Below are 16,680 nucleotides of genomic sequence, written 5' to 3' on the forward strand. Positions count from 1 at the left end.
GCGGCGCCCGGTTCCTCTCAAATACCGTCGGTTTGCACGTCCTCGCATTTTACCCGGCGTCTTTCATGCCATAGGCTGGTGAGGCCACGCTTGCCGCATGCCAGTGCCACTTCGCGAAACTCGTCCAGACTCAACCCTTCCCGCTCCAGCATCATTTCTGCCGCCAACTGCATATTCACCCCCGTCAGCACCTCACAATCGCCATGCAAGTCCGCCAGTTCACTGGCGCAGCGAAACGGTGAACCACCGAGCATGTCAGTCAGGAACACCACACCGTCCGGTTGCGTCACCTCAGCCAACGCAGCACCCAGCGCCACATTTAACTGGGCGGTGCTCATCTGTTCGGGAAAATTGACCGCGATGCAGTTCTCTTGCGGCCCCACGACCTGCTCAACCGCCTGCAACAGCCCACTGGCGAAGCCACCATGGCCGGTAATCATAATGCCTGGCATAGCCCTTTCCTCACAATAAACCGATAAATTTGCCCACGACCCCAATCACCACTGTCACGCCAATCAATTTGACGGGTGAAAAACCCCGCTTCATCAGGAAGAAGATCAGCAGCGTAAAACACAGGGGTAACAGGTTGGGCATAAGCTTGTCCAGCACGTCGGTCTGTAACGCCACACTGGCCTTGCCGGCATGCATCACCAGCGGGGTAGAAAGGTGAACGTATGAGGCCACCAATGCACCGATTACCGTCATGCCGACAATCGACGCGGCGTGGGATATTCGTCGGGTGTGCGTTTTCAGCAGCGCCAACGCACTGGTGCCGGCCTGGTAACCGTAGTGCGCCAGCCCGAAACGCAAACCGAAGTGGAAAACGTTAAACAGCAAGAGGAAGACGATCGGCCCGAACAGGCTGCCTTCCAGCGCCAGCGAGGCCCCAATCCCGGCACAAATCGGCAGCAGCGTCAGCCAAAACAACGCGTCGCCAATACCGCCCAATGGGCCCATCAGCGCCACTTTTACTGCGCGAATGGTGGAAATCTTCTCCTTGTTTTGCTCCATTGCCAACACCAGTCCGGAAAGGAAGGTGACGTCAAACGGGTGCACATTGATAAACTCCATGTGCATTTTCATCGAGTTGGCCAAGTCCTGTGGATTGCGGTGGATCTTGCGCAAACCCGGGATCAGTTGGTACAGCCAGCCACCGGCCTGCATTCGTTCATAGTTAAACGACGCCTGCAACAGCAACGAGCGCCAGGCCATGCGGTTGATATCTCCACGGGTCAACGCCTCAGCGGGTTGACTATCGACGTAGTCGTCCTGCTCGACCTGGCTGGTGGCCAGCGCCTGTGCTAAACGCTGCTCCGCTTTTTGTGCCAGCAGGTCGTCGGAATCATTAAATGCCATCTTCAGCATCCTCCTGTTGTACAGGCTGTTTGAGCGAATCCGCACCGGCCCGTTGACTGTTAAAGAAATCGATCAGTGCGATCGCCAGCGCACCCAGCGCCACGGCCAGAATGGGCAATTTCAGGAAGGTGACGGAAATGAAACCGAGGATGAAATAGGCCACGTAGGTTTTTTTCATCATCACTTTCATCAGCAATGAGAAACCAATCGCCGGCATCATACCGCCCGCTACCGCCAGGCCATCCAGGAGCCAAACCGGTGCTTTTTGCACCATGGCGCTGGCCGCATCGGCACCGAAATAAATCGGCAGAAACGCCACCACAAAATAGAACGCAAACAGGATGGTAATACCGAGATAATTCACCCGTTCAATGCCGCGCCAATTCAGTTCTTTCACCATGCGGTCGCAACGGTGCATCATCGGCGAAAACAGCGTAAACAGCAGCGTAATGCAGCCCTGTACTGCAATCGAAAACGGCACTGCAACGCCGATCGCGACCTTGGGGTCAGCCTTGGTCAGAATGGCGAATGCCGTGCCAATCACCCCGCCAATCACCACATTCGGGGGCTGAGCTCCCGCCAGCGGCACCATGCCCATCCACACCAGTTCCAATGTGCCCCCGACCAACAGGCCGGTGTAAACGTCCCCCAGAATCAGACCAACCAGCGGCCCCAGCACGACCGGACGATGGAAGTGGGTCAGACCGTCAAACAGATCGACCCCTGCCAATCCTGCCAATAGTGCAATCAATAACGCATCAGTCAACATGATTACCCCCGACCTCAAAACAACAGTTTGCCGATCGCCTCACCCGCTTCATCCGGCACCCGGCGTACCTCACACTCGACACCCAGCGCTGCCAACTCACGAAAAGCGGCAACGTCATCGTCATCCAGTGAGACCGTTTTATGCACCTGTCGCTTCCCCTCGGCGAAATGCATATTGCCGACGTTCACGAAACGGATCGGCACCCCGCCCTGCACCAGCTGCAACACATCCTGCGGCGTTTTACACACCAAAAAGATCTTCTGCCGATCTGCCGCCTTGTGGATCACGTCGATGGTTTTCTGCAGCGTGAAATAGCGCGTCTGTACCCCTTCCGCCACCACCATGTCCATCAGGTTCTGTTGCACCGGATCGGCGGCGGCCTCGTCGTTGGCGACCACCACCAGATTGGCCCCCAAAGTATTGGTCCAGGTCACACCGACTTGGCCATGCACCAGGCGGTTATCGATACGCGTCATCAGGATATTTGGCATTTCAATGCACCTCCGGGTAACAGGCGGCATGGTAATCATCGAGCACCTGCGTCACCTTGTGCATCACCCAATCCTGCGGATCCTGGCTCAATTCACCCGCATTCATTGCACGGGCCTGATCGGGCAGATATTGACTCAACAGCGCCAACGGGACCGGATGACGGCGCAAATTGTCGACCAGGTGTTCCACTGCCTGCTGAACCTGCGGCTGCGGCCAGTAGTAACGCACCCGATCGCTCAGGCTGTAGTGGCGATCGAGATATTGTTGATGCGGGTTGCCGTGATAATAACGACTCCACTGCTGCGGCTGTTCGCGCATTACCTGTTCCAGCGTGGCGCAAAGCTGCGCCGACTGATGCTCGCCCAGCCATTCGCGTTCGATATGGTCAAGGGCGAACAACGCCTCGCGCAGTGCAAAGGTCAACGCCGGGCCGACTTTCAGGATAGCGAAGTGATCGCCCACCAATTGCCGGTAAGCCTGGGGCGGTTGGTAATCCGTTGAGTGTGCCTCGTAGACCATGCCCGGCTGCTTTTCGATAAAGTGGCTCAGCGCTTGGGCTCGTTGCGGCTGGTAGTGTTCTACGCTGTGATGATCAAACTCGACACCCGGCTGCACCACCAGCGCAATGGTTCGCGTCCAGGCATCGACCAATTCAGCGCGTTGCCACGCCAGCCGGTGTACGTCCAGCGTTTGCTGTACGGCCTGCGGCGTAGTGACCTGCATGCCTTCCAGCGCTTCCTGAGCGCCACCGGGTACCGGCACTTCTGTACCGATGACATAGACCGGCGCCTCACCGCCGCTTTCCTGCCAGGCGCGTTCCGCGACGGCACACAATCGTGCAGCGCGGATGGCCACCGTTTCATCATTCAGAGGGAAGGGATCGCCAGCGCAAGACATGGAGCAATCAAGGTGGATTTTACGAAAGCCGGCACGGACATAATCGTCGATGAGCCTTTCTGCCAGCATCATCGCTTCTTCAGCCGGGCGATCCTGCCAGGCATTCGGGCCGAGATGATCGCCCCCTAACCAGAGACGATCCCGTGCCAGCCCCACGTCATCGGCCAGCAGCCACAGGGCATCGCGGAATTGTGCCGCGGTTTGGCCGGTGTAACCGCCAAACTGATTGACCTGATTCGATGTGGCTTCCACCAGCACGGGTGTACCACGCTCTTTGGCCTGCCGCAGGGCTGCTTTCAGCACCCAGGGGTGAGCGGAACAAACGGAAAATATCCCAACCGGTTTTCCGGCCTTGTGCTGCTCAATAAGCTGTAACAACTGCTGCATGAATCCCCCACGCAGGCGCCGTACTACCGATCGGCGATGACAACCTCCACGCCCAACTCGGTTAACGCCCGCTCGTAATCGTCCGGAAGAAGGCTGTCGGTAATCAGCCGATGAATTTGTCCAGCTTCACGAATCATGCAAAAGCTCTTGCGACCAAACTTGCTGGCATCCGCCACGGCGATGATCTCGCGCGCCACCTCACACATCACACGGTTGAGGTGTGCCTCACCGGGGTGAGGCGTGGTGATACCGGCAGCCAGATCGAAGCCGTCGACCCCCAAAAACAGTTTGTCGAAACGGTACTGGCGCAATTGCTGTTCGGCAGCCGGACCATAGAGCGAGTAGGAGTTGCGGCGCACGCTGCCCCCCAGCACCATCACTTCCACCCCATCGTTGCCTGAAAGCTCATAAGCAATGTTCAGCGCATTGGTCATCACCACCAAATCGCGTCGCCCTTTCAGGAACGGCACGATTTGAGTGGTGGTGGAACCGGAATCGAGAATCAACGCGTCACCATCACGCACATAGCTTGCCGCTACGCTCGCGATCTGCGACTTCACGTCGCGGTTTAACCGCCCCTTATCATGTAACGGGCGATCGAAGGCAAATTGTTGATTGAGCATGGCGCCGCCGTAAGCCCGCAACGCACACCCTTTTCGTTCCAGAAAGCGCAGATCGTTGCGGATCGTTACCGTGGATACTGCAAATTGCTTGCTGAGCTGCTCCACGCGCACGCTACCGTGCTCGCATAACAGATCGATAATGTGTTCACGTCGTTTTGCGGTATTCACTGGCATGAGCTGCGGTCCTCAGTTTTCCGGCCGGGCCGGGGAGAAGATGGCTTTCGCTCTACTGCGCCTGCATTACAGCAAAGCGAAAGCAATGAAATTGTGATCGGGGTTACAGCGCTGTTTTAGCAGAAAAACTGGCTAAAAACCTTTCGAATCGAAATGAAGTGAAAATTTTATAAGCGCAGAAAAAAGCAAAGTGAAATATCAGAGCGGGCGCAGCTGCCGGGGTGAGAAGCCGGATGATAGGCAGAAAACGAAAGCGGCGGTGTAACCGCCTGGCAGGCTGACTTTTAATTCATCAGGTGATCGGGATCACATATTGGCAATTATGCTTCCCCAGCATGGCATCGCAAATGCCCGAATTGCGTCGCCGGCGTTCAAGTGACCTCTTGTCAGGCCGGGGGATCTTCCCCTACACTGCGCGCAGATATCGGCCAAGGGTCGGTACGTAAGCGTTAACGTCAATCAACGCATCATGCTGTGCAGCATTGATTGACTGCATGCCCTGGTGCGAGGAACTCATGCCCCATTCTGCCTTACCCCAAACATCTGCCGCCATAAAACGCCGTCGGTTACGCCATCCATTATTGCTGATCAGCGGCATTATGTTGGTCGCGGCCAATCTGCGCGCCGCGCTGACCAGCGTAGGCCCATTGCTTGAACAAATCCAACAGCAGTTATCACTGTCCGCTACCGCTGCCGGCCTGCTTAACTCACTGCCACTGCTGCTGTTTGCCGTGCTATCGCCAGTGACTCCCGGCCTGGCCAAGCGTATGGGCATTGAACGCACTCTGGGTATGGCACTATTACTGTTGGTTATCGGCATTGTGCTGCGCTCCCTGCCGCAACACGGCATGCTGTGGCTGGGCAGCGTTTTAATTGGCGCCGCCATCGCATTTGCCAACGTGGTGTTGCCGACACTGGTCAAACGCGACTTTCCGCAGCGTGCCGCGGCGATGATTGCAGGCTATGCCGCCGTAATGTCGCTGGTCGCGGCGACGGCCTCCGGCTTGGCCGTGCCGCTGGCAGCGATGAACGATCTAGGCTGGCGTTTTTCTCTGCTGTGTTGGAGCCTTCCGGCCCTATTGGCATTGATTATCTGGCTGCCGCAGCTGCGACGCCCCGCCACTGCCGTGAGCAGTACCACACCCGGTGTTCAACCTATTCCCTCTCGCTCTCCCTGGGGCAGTGCACTCGGTTGGCAAGTCGCGCTGTTTATGGGCTTACAGTCCATCACCTTTTACACCATTATCGGCTGGTTCAGTGCCTTTGCCGCCAGCCACGGCACCTCGCCACAGCAAGCGGGTTTTGAGCTGTTTATTTATCAACTGGTGGCGATCGCCGCTAACTTCGTCATGGTATTTATTCTGCCGCGCGCGCGGGATCAGCGAACTATCGCACTGTGCAGTTCACTGCTGATTTTTACTGGGGTAGCCGGCCTGTTACTGAGGCCTGAAAATTCGCTGGTGTGGCTGATTTTTGCCGGGTTGGGGGCGGGAAGTTCTTTGGTGCTGGCATTGTCCTTCTTTGGCCTACGCAGTAGTCATCATCACCAGGCAACACAATTGTCGGGAATGGCGCAATCGGTAGGCTATCTTTTGGCGGCATTGGGGCCCACGTTATTCGGTTTGCTACACGATCTAACGCAAGGCTGGCAGTTGCCACTGGCCATTTTGCTGGGTTTGACGCTGCTGCAGGTGCTGTTCGGCATGTTGGCCGGGCGCAACCGGGTTATTCATTAACACCAGGCCGCGTGGGTTGCTCCGATGTAGGCTCTACAGCGTCGTCTTGCCATAGGTCGTTGATAAACTCACGTTGCTCACGAGTCAACTGCCAGGAAGGGGGGATCTTGGCCGGGCTATCATCCCGGGCGCCCCCCGTCTTCTTTACGCGTTTTTTGTCCATCGACACATTTCCTAAATAAACAGCCAATAAATCACGGCGGCGACGGCCAGCCAAAACATCCCGCAGCCGATAAATACGCATAGCCAAGCTTTACGTTTGATATTTGCATCATCCTTGCTTATCACAGCCACCCCGTATAATAGATTAAATCAATTAAAACGTGATTATTGATCTATTTAAACGATCAATAAAGTGTTTTGTTGCCCTAGTAATTTCACAAACATCTGCTACCTATGCACTTGAGGCGAGGTAGGGATAGAGAAAGGGTCTGGATAATGCGTCATGGGCGGCGAATGTGTGTTGCATTAGTGAACGATGGCGCAGTGTGACACAACACAACAGATCAAAATTAAACCACCGGTAAATAAAGCAATACTCAATTAATTGACTTTATGTAAGGGGAATTTGCGGCAGGTTAAACTGGGGGCTGGCTGGAGAAGTGACGTTATATGCTGTGTTCATCGGATAGCGCCATACGCTGACCAACGGCGATTCGGACCGCCAATGCGGCCCGAACGATAAGCCTCAGTCAATCTGCGAAATCGAGTCCCGGCTGGCGCGTTCACGATCGTTGCCGGTCAGCTCGCTTAAATGCCCATCACGCATTTGCAGCAACCTATCGGCATGTTCAAAGTAATGGTCATCATGGCTGATGGCGAAAACCGTTTTTCCCAGTGCGCGTAACTGCGGAAGCAACTCACGGTAGAAGATACGGCGGAATTGCGGATCCTGATCCGCCGCCCATTCATCCAACAGCAGCACATCGCGCTTTTCCGCCACGGCCAGCAGTAACGCCAGACGTTTACGCTGGCCTTGTGATAGTTGCGGATTGGTCACCCGCAGACCATCGAATTGCAGCTTGTCTTTCATGTTCAATCGATTAAGCCAACGTTCTACCAATTCGGCATCCGGTTGCTCCCCCTCTGGCCCCTGCAGGTGGTGGAACGGGTGGAAATCGGTAAAAATAGCGGAGAACAAACGGCGATAATCATGCATATCTGCCGGGGTCTGTGGCACACCGTCCAGCATAATTTTCCCGCTGACCGGTTGATATAAGCCGGTTAACAGCATTGCCAGCGTCGATTTTCCACTGCCATTGCCGCCAATCAGGAATACCAGCTCACCGCGGCGCAGCGTCAGGTTGATAGGCCCGACGGCGAACCCGGCTTTTTGCTCCGTCGCGCCATAGTGGAACATCACATCGCACAGTTCCAGGGTCTGCCAGGCTTTGGGGCTCACCGCAGGAAATGCGGGTTGGTAATCTGCAAGCTGTAACGCTTTGACTTTACCGAAAGCCACCTCTGCGCCAATCAGCGTCGGGAATGCCCCCACCGCCTGCAACAACGGCGTACGCAGGAACAACAACGTCAGTGAATAGGTCGCCGCCACCGCAGTATCAGCCCAGCCCAGGCTATTTGCCATATAGAACACCAGGCCAATCGCGCCCAGCATCATGATATTCGACCAATTTACCGCGCTGAGATGGTAAGTATCCGCGCGGATAATATGGTGTCGATAATCTTCGGCATCGGGCTGGTAGGCTTGCTGGTACAACGCTTTTGCACGATCGCGGTTCAGCGTCAGCTCTTTACGGCCATCAATTGCAGATTGGTAATGTTCATAAAGGCGTTCTTCCGCTTCACGCACGTTGGTCAGGTGGCGATACACGCGAGACACTAAACAGCCGCTACCCAATACCGTTACAGCAACCCATATCGCGGTGACCACCAACATCTTCGGTGACAACCACCCCAGATAGGCCGCCGATCCCAACGTCAAGACTACCCCTTGCACCAGCTCCGGCAAGCGCACAAAAGCAATCGTGATATTACGAATATCACTGGACAGGCTTGCCAGTAGCGAAGCGCTGCCCAGCTGTTCTATCCGCTCAATATGCGTATCCAGGATGCGCTTGACCAGTTGGCCACGCAGTCGGAACACGAAATGATGGCCGAGCGTGGTCAGCGCTAGCTGTGAGCCCAGCGTTACCGCCATCAGCAATGCCAATAAACCGAGGAATTCGGGTAATACGGCCAGAGGGTTGCCCGCTACCGTCATCAGCCGCAAATTTATAAAGGCGATGATACCTATGCCCAACGCCGCGCTGGCCATGGTTAACGCCATTACCGCCAAAAACGGCCAGCGATACTGGTGGTACACCACCCGTAGCAACTCCATGAAGAACCCTTACCCTAAATCTTGAGATGGCAGGCATTGTAAGCGGCACAAAAGTGATATCAATAACAATTCTCATATTGTCTCTGGTGATGGCACTCTGGCCGCAAAAATGCCCATCTCCGCGGAGGATGAGTTTCAGGCGCAGAGATAACGCGTCGATCGAGGCGCACAAACTTGCCAACAAAGATGCCGCTTCAAGTATGACGGGTATACACTGAGCGTTGCTCTGGGATGAGGAAAACACCAACTGATGCTGCCCACACATGAATATGCCAACGACCTGATCCTGTTTGCTCTGATAGTTGACTGCGGTTCTTTCAGCAAAGCCGCTGAAACGGCCGGCATCACCAGCTCGGTGGTCAGTAAACGTATCGGCCGACTGGAAAAATCCCTTGGCGCACGCCTGCTATACCGCACCACCCGCAGCCTGACACTGACGGAAAACGGCCAAAGCCTATACCATCAGGCCAAAGAGATTGGCGCTCAAATTCAGCAAGCCCTGAACGTTGTCAGTGAAAAAAGCGACGAGTTGACCGGCGTGATCCGCATGTCGGTCCCGACGATTTCAGGGGAATTGCTGCTGAGTGAGAGCGTGGCAGAATTCTGCGCCCGCCATCCCAATCTGAAGGTTGAGATGCGGCTCGAGAATCGCTTCGTTGATCTGGTTAATGAAGGCGTTGATTTGGCTATCCGTACCGGCACCCTGCCAGATTCAAGCCTGATTGCTCGCCCTATTCTGGATTCACGCTGGGTGATCGTCTGCTCACCAGGCTATTTGCAGCAGCATCCTGAGCCTCACTCGGCCGATGACCTACTCCAGCATAATTGCCTGACCTACACGTATCAGGAAAGCGGGACCGACAACTGGTTGATGAAACAGCCAGGCAGCAGCAAAATTTATGAGTTACAGGTTAATGGCAACCTGTCCGCCAATAATGCCAGAGCAATCCGCAAGGCCGTGATCGGTGGTTATGGTATTGCCATGGTGCCGCGCTGTATGGTGTATGAGGATTTACAGGATGGAAAACTGGTGGAAATTTTGTCTGGTCACTGCGGCAAAGTATTAGGCATTTACGCTGTCTATCCCTATACCCGTAATTTACCGCTAAAAACCCGACTTCTGATTGAACATATCATCGCGTCTTACCAAAGCATCAGCCACTATTTTTGAACCAGATCACATAATTATTCCAAGCGGGCCGATAGCGCCCGCCAGGGATTACGCCACTTTTGAATATAATCTATTGATGATTATTGTGTAATTAATGTGAGCCAGCACATTCATCATATAAAAAACAAACCTATCGCATTGATTTTAAATCAAATAAAAAAACCCTCAATACGCACACCGCCAACAATAACGTGATGACGCCGCCCTTCTTTTCAATACCGGATAATTGCTGAATGGAACATCACCCAAGGTTGTGATTAGAATGAAAATGTTGCGGTAATTAACCTTTCGGCTACATACAGCCACAAATAACAATAATAACCCTGAGGCTTTTATGTCCCTGCTTTTCAGTATTGCGCCCATCGTCCTGCTGATCTGGATGATGACCAAAAAGAACGGTGTTCCCTCCTATTTTGCGCTACCGCTGACAGCGGCTGCCGTGTATGTCGTACAACTGTTTTGGTTCGATAGCCTGCCGCTGCTGTTGCATGCCAATATCATTACCGCATTGGTTTCGGTTTTCACGCCAATTACCATCATTGCCGGCGCTATTTTGCTCAATAAGCTGATGCAGATCAGCGGGGCAGAAAACGTGGTGCGGAACTGGCTGGAAAATATCAGCCCTAACCCGGTCGCACAGTTGATGATCATCGGCTGGGCATTTGCCTTTATGATTGAGGGGGCCAGCGGTTTTGGTACCCCCGCCGCCATTGCAGCCCCGATCCTCGTCGGGTTAGGCTTTAACCCATTGCGCGTAGCCCTGCTAACGCTGGTCATGAACTCTGTCCCCGTGTCGTTCGGTGCCGTCGGCACACCCACCTGGTTCGGTTTCGCCAATTTGGGGCTTCCCGATGCCGACCTGTTGGACATTGGCCGCCAAACCGCATTAATCCACTTTGTCGCTGGGTTTGTTATCCCGTTGCTGGCACTGCGTTTTATCGTGTCCTGGCATGAGATTCGCCGCAACCTGCCCTTTATTTTGCTTAGCGTCTTGAGTTGCACTGTGCCTTACTTGCTGTTGGCACAGGTTAACTATGAATTTCCTGCACTGGTTGGCGGCGCGATTGGCTTGATGCTGTCAGTGCTATTGGCACGCGCCGGGGTTGGCCTGACACGCAGCGAAAGCAAAACATCCTCTCAACCTGTGCCATTCGTGCAGGTCATCAAAGCAATGACCCCAACGCTGCTGCTGATTGCTATTTTGATAGTCACGCGTATTCATCAGTTGGGAATTAAGGCACTGCTCAACAGCAATGCACCTTTATGGAATGGCAAACTCGGCGGCTTGGGCGAGCTGCGCATCAGTGATGCCCTGATCATTGAATTACAACAGGTATTAGGTACGTCTGCTGCCGCAAGCTACAAAACGCTGTATGTGCCTGCATTGATTCCTTTTTTACTGGTGGTTTTGCTGTGCATTCCCCTGTTTAAGCTAAACGGCAAACAGGTAAAACAGATGTTTACAGAAACCGGGGGGCGCATAGCCAAGCCCTTTATCGCCCTGTTTGGCGCTTTGGTAATGGTCAATCTGATGATGCAGGGTGGCGACAAGGCGCCTGTGATCCTCATTGGCAAAGCACTGGCCTCGCTCACGGGGGAAAGCTGGCTGCTGTTCTCTTCGTTCCTCGGTGCCCTGGGTTCGTTCTTTTCAGGTTCCAATACCGTGTCCAATCTAACATTTGGCGGTATTCAGCATTCCATCGCCATGAGCAGTGGGCTAAACGTCAATCTGACGCTGGCTCTGCAATCCGTTGGCGGTGCCATGGGCAACATGGTGTGCCTGAACAATATTATCGCCGTCTGCTCAATCCTTGGGATCAGCAATGCTGAAGGAAAAATTATAAGAAAGACCGTGTTGCCCTTGCTGGTGTACGGGGGGATCGCCGCCGTTATGGCGCAGATCCTGACTTTATGAATGTAAAAGCACGCTATCGAAATAAGGTAAAAATATGATCATCTCCGCATCAACCGATTACCGGGCCGCAGCACAGGCTAAGCTTCCGCCTTTTCTGTTCCATTACATTGACGGCGGAGCCTACGCGGAGCATACGCTACGACGCAATACCGAAGATCTTGCAGGTATTGCCCTGCGCCAGCGCATACTGAGAAATATGTCAGACCTCAGTCTGGAAACCAGCCTGTTTGGTGAAAAACTGGCAATGCCGGTGATCCTCGGCCCCGTCGGGCTGACGGGAATGTACGCCCGCCGCGGTGAAGTGCAGGCAGCCAAAGCCGCGGCGCAGAAAGGCATTCCCTTCACCCTGTCTACGGTTTCAGTCTGCCCCATTGAAGAAGTGGCACCGGCAATCGATCGACCGATGTGGTTCCAGCTGTATGTATTGAAAGATCGGGGTTTTATGCGCAATGCGTTGGAGCGCGCTAAAGCTGCAGGGGTAAAAACCCTGGTATTTACTGTCGATATGCCCGTGCCTGGCGCGCGTTATCGTGATGCACACTCAGGGATGAGTGGTCCCAATGCTGCCGTGCGACGCATACTGCAGGCCGTGACGCATCCACAATGGGCCTGGGATGTCGGGCTGTGCGGCAAGCCGCATGATTTGGGCAACGTCTCGGCATATCGCGGCAAACCGACCAACCTCGAAGATTATATCGGCTGGTTAGGCGCCAATTTCGATCCCTCTATCTCGTGGAAGGATTTGGATTGGATCCGTGAGTTCTGGCAAGGCCCAATGATCATCAAGGGTATTCTGGATCCCGAAGATGCCAAGGATGCAGTGCGATTCGGTGCCGATGGCATTGTGGTCTCCAACCACGGTGGCCGACAGCTCGACGGCGTGTTATCGACGGCCCACGCATTGCCAGCCATTGCCGACGCGGTGAAAGGCGATATTACACTCCTCGCCGACTCTGGTATTCGCAATGGGCTGGACGTGGTACGCATGATTGCACTGGGCGCAGACGGTGTATTGCTGGGGCGTGCCTTTGCCTATGCCCTCGCGGCAGCCGGGCAGGCGGGTGTCGCCAACCTGCTCGAACTGATCGATAAAGAAATGCGCGTCGCCATGACGTTGATCGGTGCGAAAACCATCGCGGACATTAACGCCGACTCTCTGGTGAGTAACCGCTGATTACAGCGGTTGTACCCCGTCGGGGTAGCTGTTGTAACTCATCTTGTGAATGAAAGCGCCGGCGGGGGACACTAACACCTTGCCGGCGGCATCCAGACCCAGAAATATCCCTGTGCAGCGGCCAAGGGTAAAATCGAAAAAGAACACCGAGCAAACCGGGATAATCTTTTCTCGGAAGGTGAACAAATACTGCTCTTCCGCAAATTTATAGTATGTGGCGTAATCCATATCACCGTGACCAAACTGCTCACCGCGCAGATTCTGCCAGGCATAGCGCTCAGTATTCACGTAGAAATGTTCGTAATAATGGTTGGGGCTGTAAATATTCAACGTACGGTAGCCAAGCAGCTCACGGGTCAGGTGCGGCGCCAAGCCGCTCGGCGTAATATCCACCCGATGACCCACACTGAATGTTTGGCCCAACCGGGAACCATTCGTCACCTGTTGTTCAGGCAACAGCGTGCTACGCACCATCAACACCCGCCCGCTATCCGCGTTGAGCACCAATGTCAGGCATTCATTTCCCGGTTTCTGCAAAGGAATATTAAAGAAGTATTGTGATGGGCAAGTACGTACCTCCTCGTAAGCGTCTTCCCCTTGTTCTCCCTGCCAAGTCCAGTGCAGCCGTTGTTGATCGGCACTGAAATGCAACGTCATCTCTTCACCCTGTTCAAACACCATCTGCAACGTTTTGCCACGCCAGTCTTGGGTCGGTGGCAGGCGGTTGGTATCAATCCCCCTGGCGAAATCGTCATAGTTCTTCCACTCTGGCTCGGCGTTCTGGTTCAATACTGACGGATTTAAAGACATGCTCGTTCTCCTTGCGTATAGGGGGCAAAAGACTGTTTCAGACGTCGGCGACACCCTGACTTTTCAACGTTCTTCGGCTAACCACTGCGGGTGCCGTTTCATCGAGAAAACAACTTAAGACCACGGCGCAAGCAGCCCCAATGGCTGCCAGCCACATCACACTGACCAAGCCATAACGATCGGCGATAAAACCTGCGGTAAAAGGTGCCAGGCAGCCACCAATGACTTCACCAATGCCCATCACCAGTCCCAGCGCGGTGGCAATACGGGCTTTTGATACGGTTTCTGAAGGGATCGTCGCCATAAACAAGGTGAAGCAGCCCAAACCGGTATACGACAGAAACACCAACCCACCCAAAAGCCACAGGTTATCGACGTAACTCAGAAACAGTGGGCAGCAAATCGCCAGCAGTGAGAAGAAAATTAATGTCGGTTTACGGCCGATGCGGTCTGAAATTGCCGGCACCGCAACGCCCCAGAAAACCCAGGCCACGCCGATAGCGCTCATGATGCCGCCCATTGCCCCTTCGCTGAAGCCACGCGCGGTCACCAGGAAACTGGGGGTAAAAGTAATAATGACCATAAACCAGGTGACGAATACGCAAGAAATCAGGATGCACAACACCACGTTTTTAATTTTGAACAGCTCGGTGTAAGCAGCCTTTTCCAACCGATCTTTTGCCGCGGGTTCGTCAACAAAAGACGGATTCTTTTTGCCGTCGACATATTTATAAATTAACCAGGCCAGAATAATCCCCGGTAAGGCTGTCAGATGGAAAGCCATGCTCCAGCCCCACTTTTGAGCCAGGTAAATAATGAGCGGCGGCGCGATAATGCCCCCCAATAACCCCGGTGCGGCCCCCTGGATCAATCCCATATTGAATCCACGCCGCTGCGGTTGTGATTTTTCTACCATCAATGACTGTGCAATCGGCAATACGGGCCCTTCAGCAATCCCCATCAACGCACGGAATATCAGCAACATGGCGAAACCGTTAACCCACCCCGACAAGGCAGAAAAGAGAGAAAACACCACAATAGAGGCAATGAGCATGGGCTTGCGGATATTAAAACGATCGGCAATCGCGCCTAATCCTGCTCCCGACAATGCCCAGGTCAGCGCCAATACGGCAGACAACGTGCCAAGGTGCACATTACTCAGCTGCAAATCGGCAGCAATCATGGGGAATAAGAAAGATATGGTTAAACGATCAACAAAAACACAGCCAAAAACGAAAAAGAGAATCACCAGTAATCTGTTTTCTTCATTGACTCCCGAACCATATCCCGTCGATTTCTTCATGATGTGCTCTGCCTGTTAGTAAGCTCATAAATGACGATTTGCTTGTTCGCAACCCCTGAGTGACAAACCAAAATAACGGGCCATTCTTTTTTCGAGGTTGTTGTTAATATGTTAACGATTTAAATTTATCGCAAGCGAGCGGGCTGTCAACTGGGCTATAGCGGCGGCCAGGAAATCTTGAAAGTGGGTACATTACAGGTGGGTTATTATTAACATTGTTTATTTTACTGCACTGTTATTTCTCTATTTACGTCTCTCAACCGGTACTCTTTACGCCATCAAATTGCGTTGGCTTGTCACTTTCATAAATATATTAACGTTTCACATGTTAGATTTGTTTATTATTTAATTTAACGCGTCGATATTTCGAATCATTTTTATCTATTGAATTTATGCCATTTACCCAGCATTAACGTTATTCATTAACTCCATTGGGTAAGCCACTCACCGGACATTACATTAACGTGACTGAATCGTAAAAATACCTGTAGCGTGACGTGAATCACAGCAATACTCCCGACCACAATGCTTTGCAGGAGTGATTGGGACGATTTATCACGGCTGAATTATCAACGGATGAAAAATCCGTCGGCAAACGCGCCGCGCAAATAATGACTGAATTCCGTTACCACTCGCGACACCTGGGGCGCATAGGGCCGTACGACATAAAGGCTGTCTGCAAAGGCATTGACCGGCCGCCAATCAGGCAGTACCTCTATTAGCCTTCCGTCTGCCAGCGCCTGTTGTGCACTAAAGTCCGGCAGCAAAGCAATCCCCAAGCCTTCAGTGGCCGCATCCCGTATCGATTCGCTGTTATTGGTCGCAAACGGGCCACTGACGGGCACGTGAACCTTTTCCACGTTGCCTTGCTGTGGGTGTTTGGTGACAAAACGCCAGCCGGGCTGTTCCCCTTTACGCGGGTAATAAAGACATTGATGCGCTTGCAGATCGTTCGGCGATAGCGGCATCCCCTGACGTTTCACATAGTCTGCCGACGCCACCGCCAGCGTTTCAGTCTGACAAAGGCGCCAGGCGACATGCGTTTCGGGCAAGTTATCACTGTGGCGAATGGCCAAATCAAACCCTTCGGTGGTTAATGACACCAGTCGATCAGAAACCTCAAGCTGGACCCGCACCTCAGGGTTGGCGTGCAGAAAACCGGTAATTCGCGGTACCAATTGCTGGCGAGAAAACGCCACCGGCGCTGTCACCCGAACCGTGCCACGTAGTGGCCCGCCGGCATCACAAATACCAGAAAAACTCTGCTTTATTTGCGCAAAAGGCTGGCGTAACTCTTCCACCAACCTCAATCCCGCCTCGGTCAGTCTGACACTGCGGGTGGTACGCTGTACCAATGGCACCCCGGCCAGCGTTTCGATCTCTTTAATTTTTTGGCTCATTGCCGCTTTGCTGACATCCAGCCGCTCTGCCGCCCGGGTAAAGCTACCCTGTTCAGCCAATACGGTGAGCCAGTGCAAATGGGTCCACAAGGTTTCTATTTTGGGGTTTTTCATCGTGACTGTTCATTTATA

At 53.7% G+C, this 16,680-nt stretch carries 16 protein-coding genes; 4 read left to right on the forward strand and 12 right to left on the reverse strand.

The features are described 5' to 3' along the window. Positions 1-17 precede the first annotated feature (17 nt). The 6 genes from agaF to agaR are packed head-to-tail and all read right to left on the reverse strand — an operon-like array spanning position 18 to position 4,698. On the reverse strand, positions 18-452 hold the full coding sequence (gene agaF / locus AC2FCQ_RS17520; protein WP_490308773.1) for a PTS galactosamine/N-acetylgalactosamine transporter subunit IIA: 435 nt from the start codon (positions 450-452) through the stop codon (positions 18-20). A gap of 10 nt (positions 453-462) precedes the next feature. Then, positions 463-1,356: a PTS system mannose/fructose/sorbose family transporter subunit IID gene (locus tag AC2FCQ_RS17525; RefSeq protein ID WP_490308774.1), complete on the reverse strand. Its 894-nt coding sequence runs from the start codon at positions 1,354-1,356 to the stop codon at positions 463-465. After that, a complete protein-coding gene (gene agaW / locus AC2FCQ_RS17530) occupies positions 1,346-2,125 on the reverse strand; it encodes a PTS N-acetylgalactosamine transporter subunit IIC (RefSeq protein WP_209639722.1) in 780 nt (259 codons plus the stop codon). The genes AC2FCQ_RS17525 and agaW overlap by 11 nt, the downstream gene beginning before the upstream one ends. A gap of 14 nt (positions 2,126-2,139) precedes the next feature. Beyond that, the gene (agaV, locus tag AC2FCQ_RS17535) at positions 2,140-2,616 is read right to left on the reverse strand and encodes a PTS N-acetylgalactosamine transporter subunit IIB (RefSeq protein ID WP_037418370.1); all 477 of its coding nucleotides are present in this window, start codon (positions 2,614-2,616) and stop codon (positions 2,140-2,142) included. A 1-nt stretch (position 2,617) separates the two neighbouring features. Then, entirely contained in the window at positions 2,618-3,901 is a 1,284-nt protein-coding gene (locus AC2FCQ_RS17540) for a D-tagatose-bisphosphate aldolase, class II, non-catalytic subunit (protein ID WP_209639719.1), read from the reverse strand. A gap of 23 nt (positions 3,902-3,924) precedes the next feature. Further along, positions 3,925-4,698, reverse strand: coding sequence for a transcriptional repressor AgaR (agaR, locus tag AC2FCQ_RS17545; protein WP_037418365.1), 774 nt, complete (start codon positions 4,696-4,698; stop codon positions 3,925-3,927). A 515-nt stretch (positions 4,699-5,213) separates the two neighbouring features. Here agaR and AC2FCQ_RS17550 point away from each other — a divergent pair. Then, positions 5,214-6,434 carry a CynX/NimT family MFS transporter gene (locus AC2FCQ_RS17550; protein WP_265556510.1) on the forward strand — a complete coding sequence of 407 codons (1,221 nt, stop codon included), beginning with the start codon at positions 5,214-5,216 and terminating at the stop codon, positions 6,432-6,434. On the opposite strand, the gene AC2FCQ_RS17555 is transcribed toward AC2FCQ_RS17550, so the two are convergent. From AC2FCQ_RS17555 to AC2FCQ_RS17565, 3 genes are all read right to left on the reverse strand, one after another. Then, the gene (locus AC2FCQ_RS17555; RefSeq protein WP_209639713.1) at positions 6,424-6,597 is read right to left on the reverse strand and encodes a hypothetical protein; all 174 of its coding nucleotides are present in this window, start codon (positions 6,595-6,597) and stop codon (positions 6,424-6,426) included. The two genes, AC2FCQ_RS17550 and AC2FCQ_RS17555, sit on opposite strands and share 11 nt — an antisense overlap. An 11-nt stretch (positions 6,598-6,608) precedes the next feature. After that, positions 6,609-6,722 carry a YmiA family putative membrane protein gene (locus AC2FCQ_RS17560; protein ID WP_209639711.1) on the reverse strand — a complete coding sequence of 38 codons (114 nt, stop codon included), beginning with the start codon at positions 6,720-6,722 and terminating at the stop codon, positions 6,609-6,611. Between the two features lie 400 nt (positions 6,723-7,122). Further along, positions 7,123-8,775, reverse strand: coding sequence for a multidrug ABC transporter permease/ATP-binding protein (locus tag AC2FCQ_RS17565; RefSeq protein ID WP_209639709.1), 1,653 nt, complete (start codon positions 8,773-8,775; stop codon positions 7,123-7,125). Between the two features lie 250 nt (positions 8,776-9,025). Between AC2FCQ_RS17565 and AC2FCQ_RS17570 the strand changes: the two genes are divergently transcribed. The 3 genes from AC2FCQ_RS17570 (at position 9,026) to lldD (ending at position 13,035) form a co-directional block, all read left to right on the forward strand. Continuing rightward, positions 9,026-9,946 carry a LysR family transcriptional regulator gene (locus AC2FCQ_RS17570; protein ID WP_265556513.1) on the forward strand — a complete coding sequence of 307 codons (921 nt, stop codon included), beginning with the start codon at positions 9,026-9,028 and terminating at the stop codon, positions 9,944-9,946. Between the two features lie 334 nt (positions 9,947-10,280). Further along, entirely contained in the window at positions 10,281-11,861 is a 1,581-nt protein-coding gene (locus tag AC2FCQ_RS17575; RefSeq protein ID WP_490308775.1) for an L-lactate permease, read from the forward strand. Between the two features lie 34 nt (positions 11,862-11,895). Next, entirely contained in the window at positions 11,896-13,035 is a 1,140-nt protein-coding gene (lldD, locus tag AC2FCQ_RS17580; RefSeq protein WP_209639701.1) for an FMN-dependent L-lactate dehydrogenase LldD, read from the forward strand. Here the strand turns inward: lldD and AC2FCQ_RS17585 are convergent, their stop codons facing one another. The 3 genes from AC2FCQ_RS17585 to AC2FCQ_RS17595 form a co-directional block, all read right to left on the reverse strand. Beyond that, the gene (locus tag AC2FCQ_RS17585) at positions 13,036-13,845 is read right to left on the reverse strand and encodes a MoaF C-terminal domain-containing protein (protein WP_209639698.1); all 810 of its coding nucleotides are present in this window, start codon (positions 13,843-13,845) and stop codon (positions 13,036-13,038) included. Positions 13,846-13,882: 37 nt separating this feature from the next. Further along, on the reverse strand, positions 13,883-15,148 hold the full coding sequence (locus AC2FCQ_RS17590) for an MFS transporter (RefSeq protein ID WP_404760881.1): 1,266 nt from the start codon (positions 15,146-15,148) through the stop codon (positions 13,883-13,885). Between the two features lie 569 nt (positions 15,149-15,717). Next, positions 15,718-16,662, reverse strand: coding sequence for a LysR family transcriptional regulator (locus tag AC2FCQ_RS17595; RefSeq protein WP_490308776.1), 945 nt, complete (start codon positions 16,660-16,662; stop codon positions 15,718-15,720). Positions 16,663-16,680: the final 18 nt, after the last annotated feature.

The sequence above is a fragment of the Serratia sp. CoH_134_PS_4 genome, assembly GCF_058190535.1.

What these genes read in the sequence shown, in the direction of transcription:
- AC2FCQ_RS17575 (WP_490308775.1), top strand. Translation starts at nt 10,281, where the DNA reads ATGTCCCTGCTTTTCAGTATTGCGCCCATCGTCCTGCTGATCTGGATG.
- agaV (WP_037418370.1), bottom strand. Translation starts at nt 2,616, where the DNA reads ATGCCAAATATCCTGATGACGCGTATCGATAACCGCCTGGTGCATGGC.
- agaW (WP_209639722.1), bottom strand. Translation starts at nt 2,125, where the DNA reads ATGTTGACTGATGCGTTATTGATTGCACTATTGGCAGGATTGGCAGGG.
- AC2FCQ_RS17555 (WP_209639713.1), bottom strand. Translation starts at nt 6,597, where the DNA reads ATGGACAAAAAACGCGTAAAGAAGACGGGGGGCGCCCGGGATGATAGC.
- lldD (WP_209639701.1), top strand. Translation starts at nt 11,896, where the DNA reads ATGATCATCTCCGCATCAACCGATTACCGGGCCGCAGCACAGGCTAAG.
- agaR (WP_037418365.1), bottom strand. Translation starts at nt 4,698, where the DNA reads ATGCCAGTGAATACCGCAAAACGACGTGAACACATTATCGATCTGTTA.
- AC2FCQ_RS17550 (WP_265556510.1), top strand. Translation starts at nt 5,214, where the DNA reads ATGCCCCATTCTGCCTTACCCCAAACATCTGCCGCCATAAAACGCCGT.
- AC2FCQ_RS17525 (WP_490308774.1), bottom strand. Translation starts at nt 1,356, where the DNA reads ATGGCATTTAATGATTCCGACGACCTGCTGGCACAAAAAGCGGAGCAG.
- AC2FCQ_RS17565 (WP_209639709.1), bottom strand. Translation starts at nt 8,775, where the DNA reads ATGGAGTTGCTACGGGTGGTGTACCACCAGTATCGCTGGCCGTTTTTG.
- AC2FCQ_RS17570 (WP_265556513.1), top strand. Translation starts at nt 9,026, where the DNA reads ATGCTGCCCACACATGAATATGCCAACGACCTGATCCTGTTTGCTCTG.
- AC2FCQ_RS17590 (WP_404760881.1), bottom strand. Translation starts at nt 15,148, where the DNA reads ATGAAGAAATCGACGGGATATGGTTCGGGAGTCAATGAAGAAAACAGA.
- AC2FCQ_RS17585 (WP_209639698.1), bottom strand. Translation starts at nt 13,845, where the DNA reads ATGTCTTTAAATCCGTCAGTATTGAACCAGAACGCCGAGCCAGAGTGG.
- AC2FCQ_RS17595 (WP_490308776.1), bottom strand. Translation starts at nt 16,662, where the DNA reads ATGAAAAACCCCAAAATAGAAACCTTGTGGACCCATTTGCACTGGCTC.
- AC2FCQ_RS17540 (WP_209639719.1), bottom strand. Translation starts at nt 3,901, where the DNA reads ATGCAGCAGTTGTTACAGCTTATTGAGCAGCACAAGGCCGGAAAACCG.
- agaF (WP_490308773.1), bottom strand. Translation starts at nt 452, where the DNA reads ATGCCAGGCATTATGATTACCGGCCATGGTGGCTTCGCCAGTGGGCTG.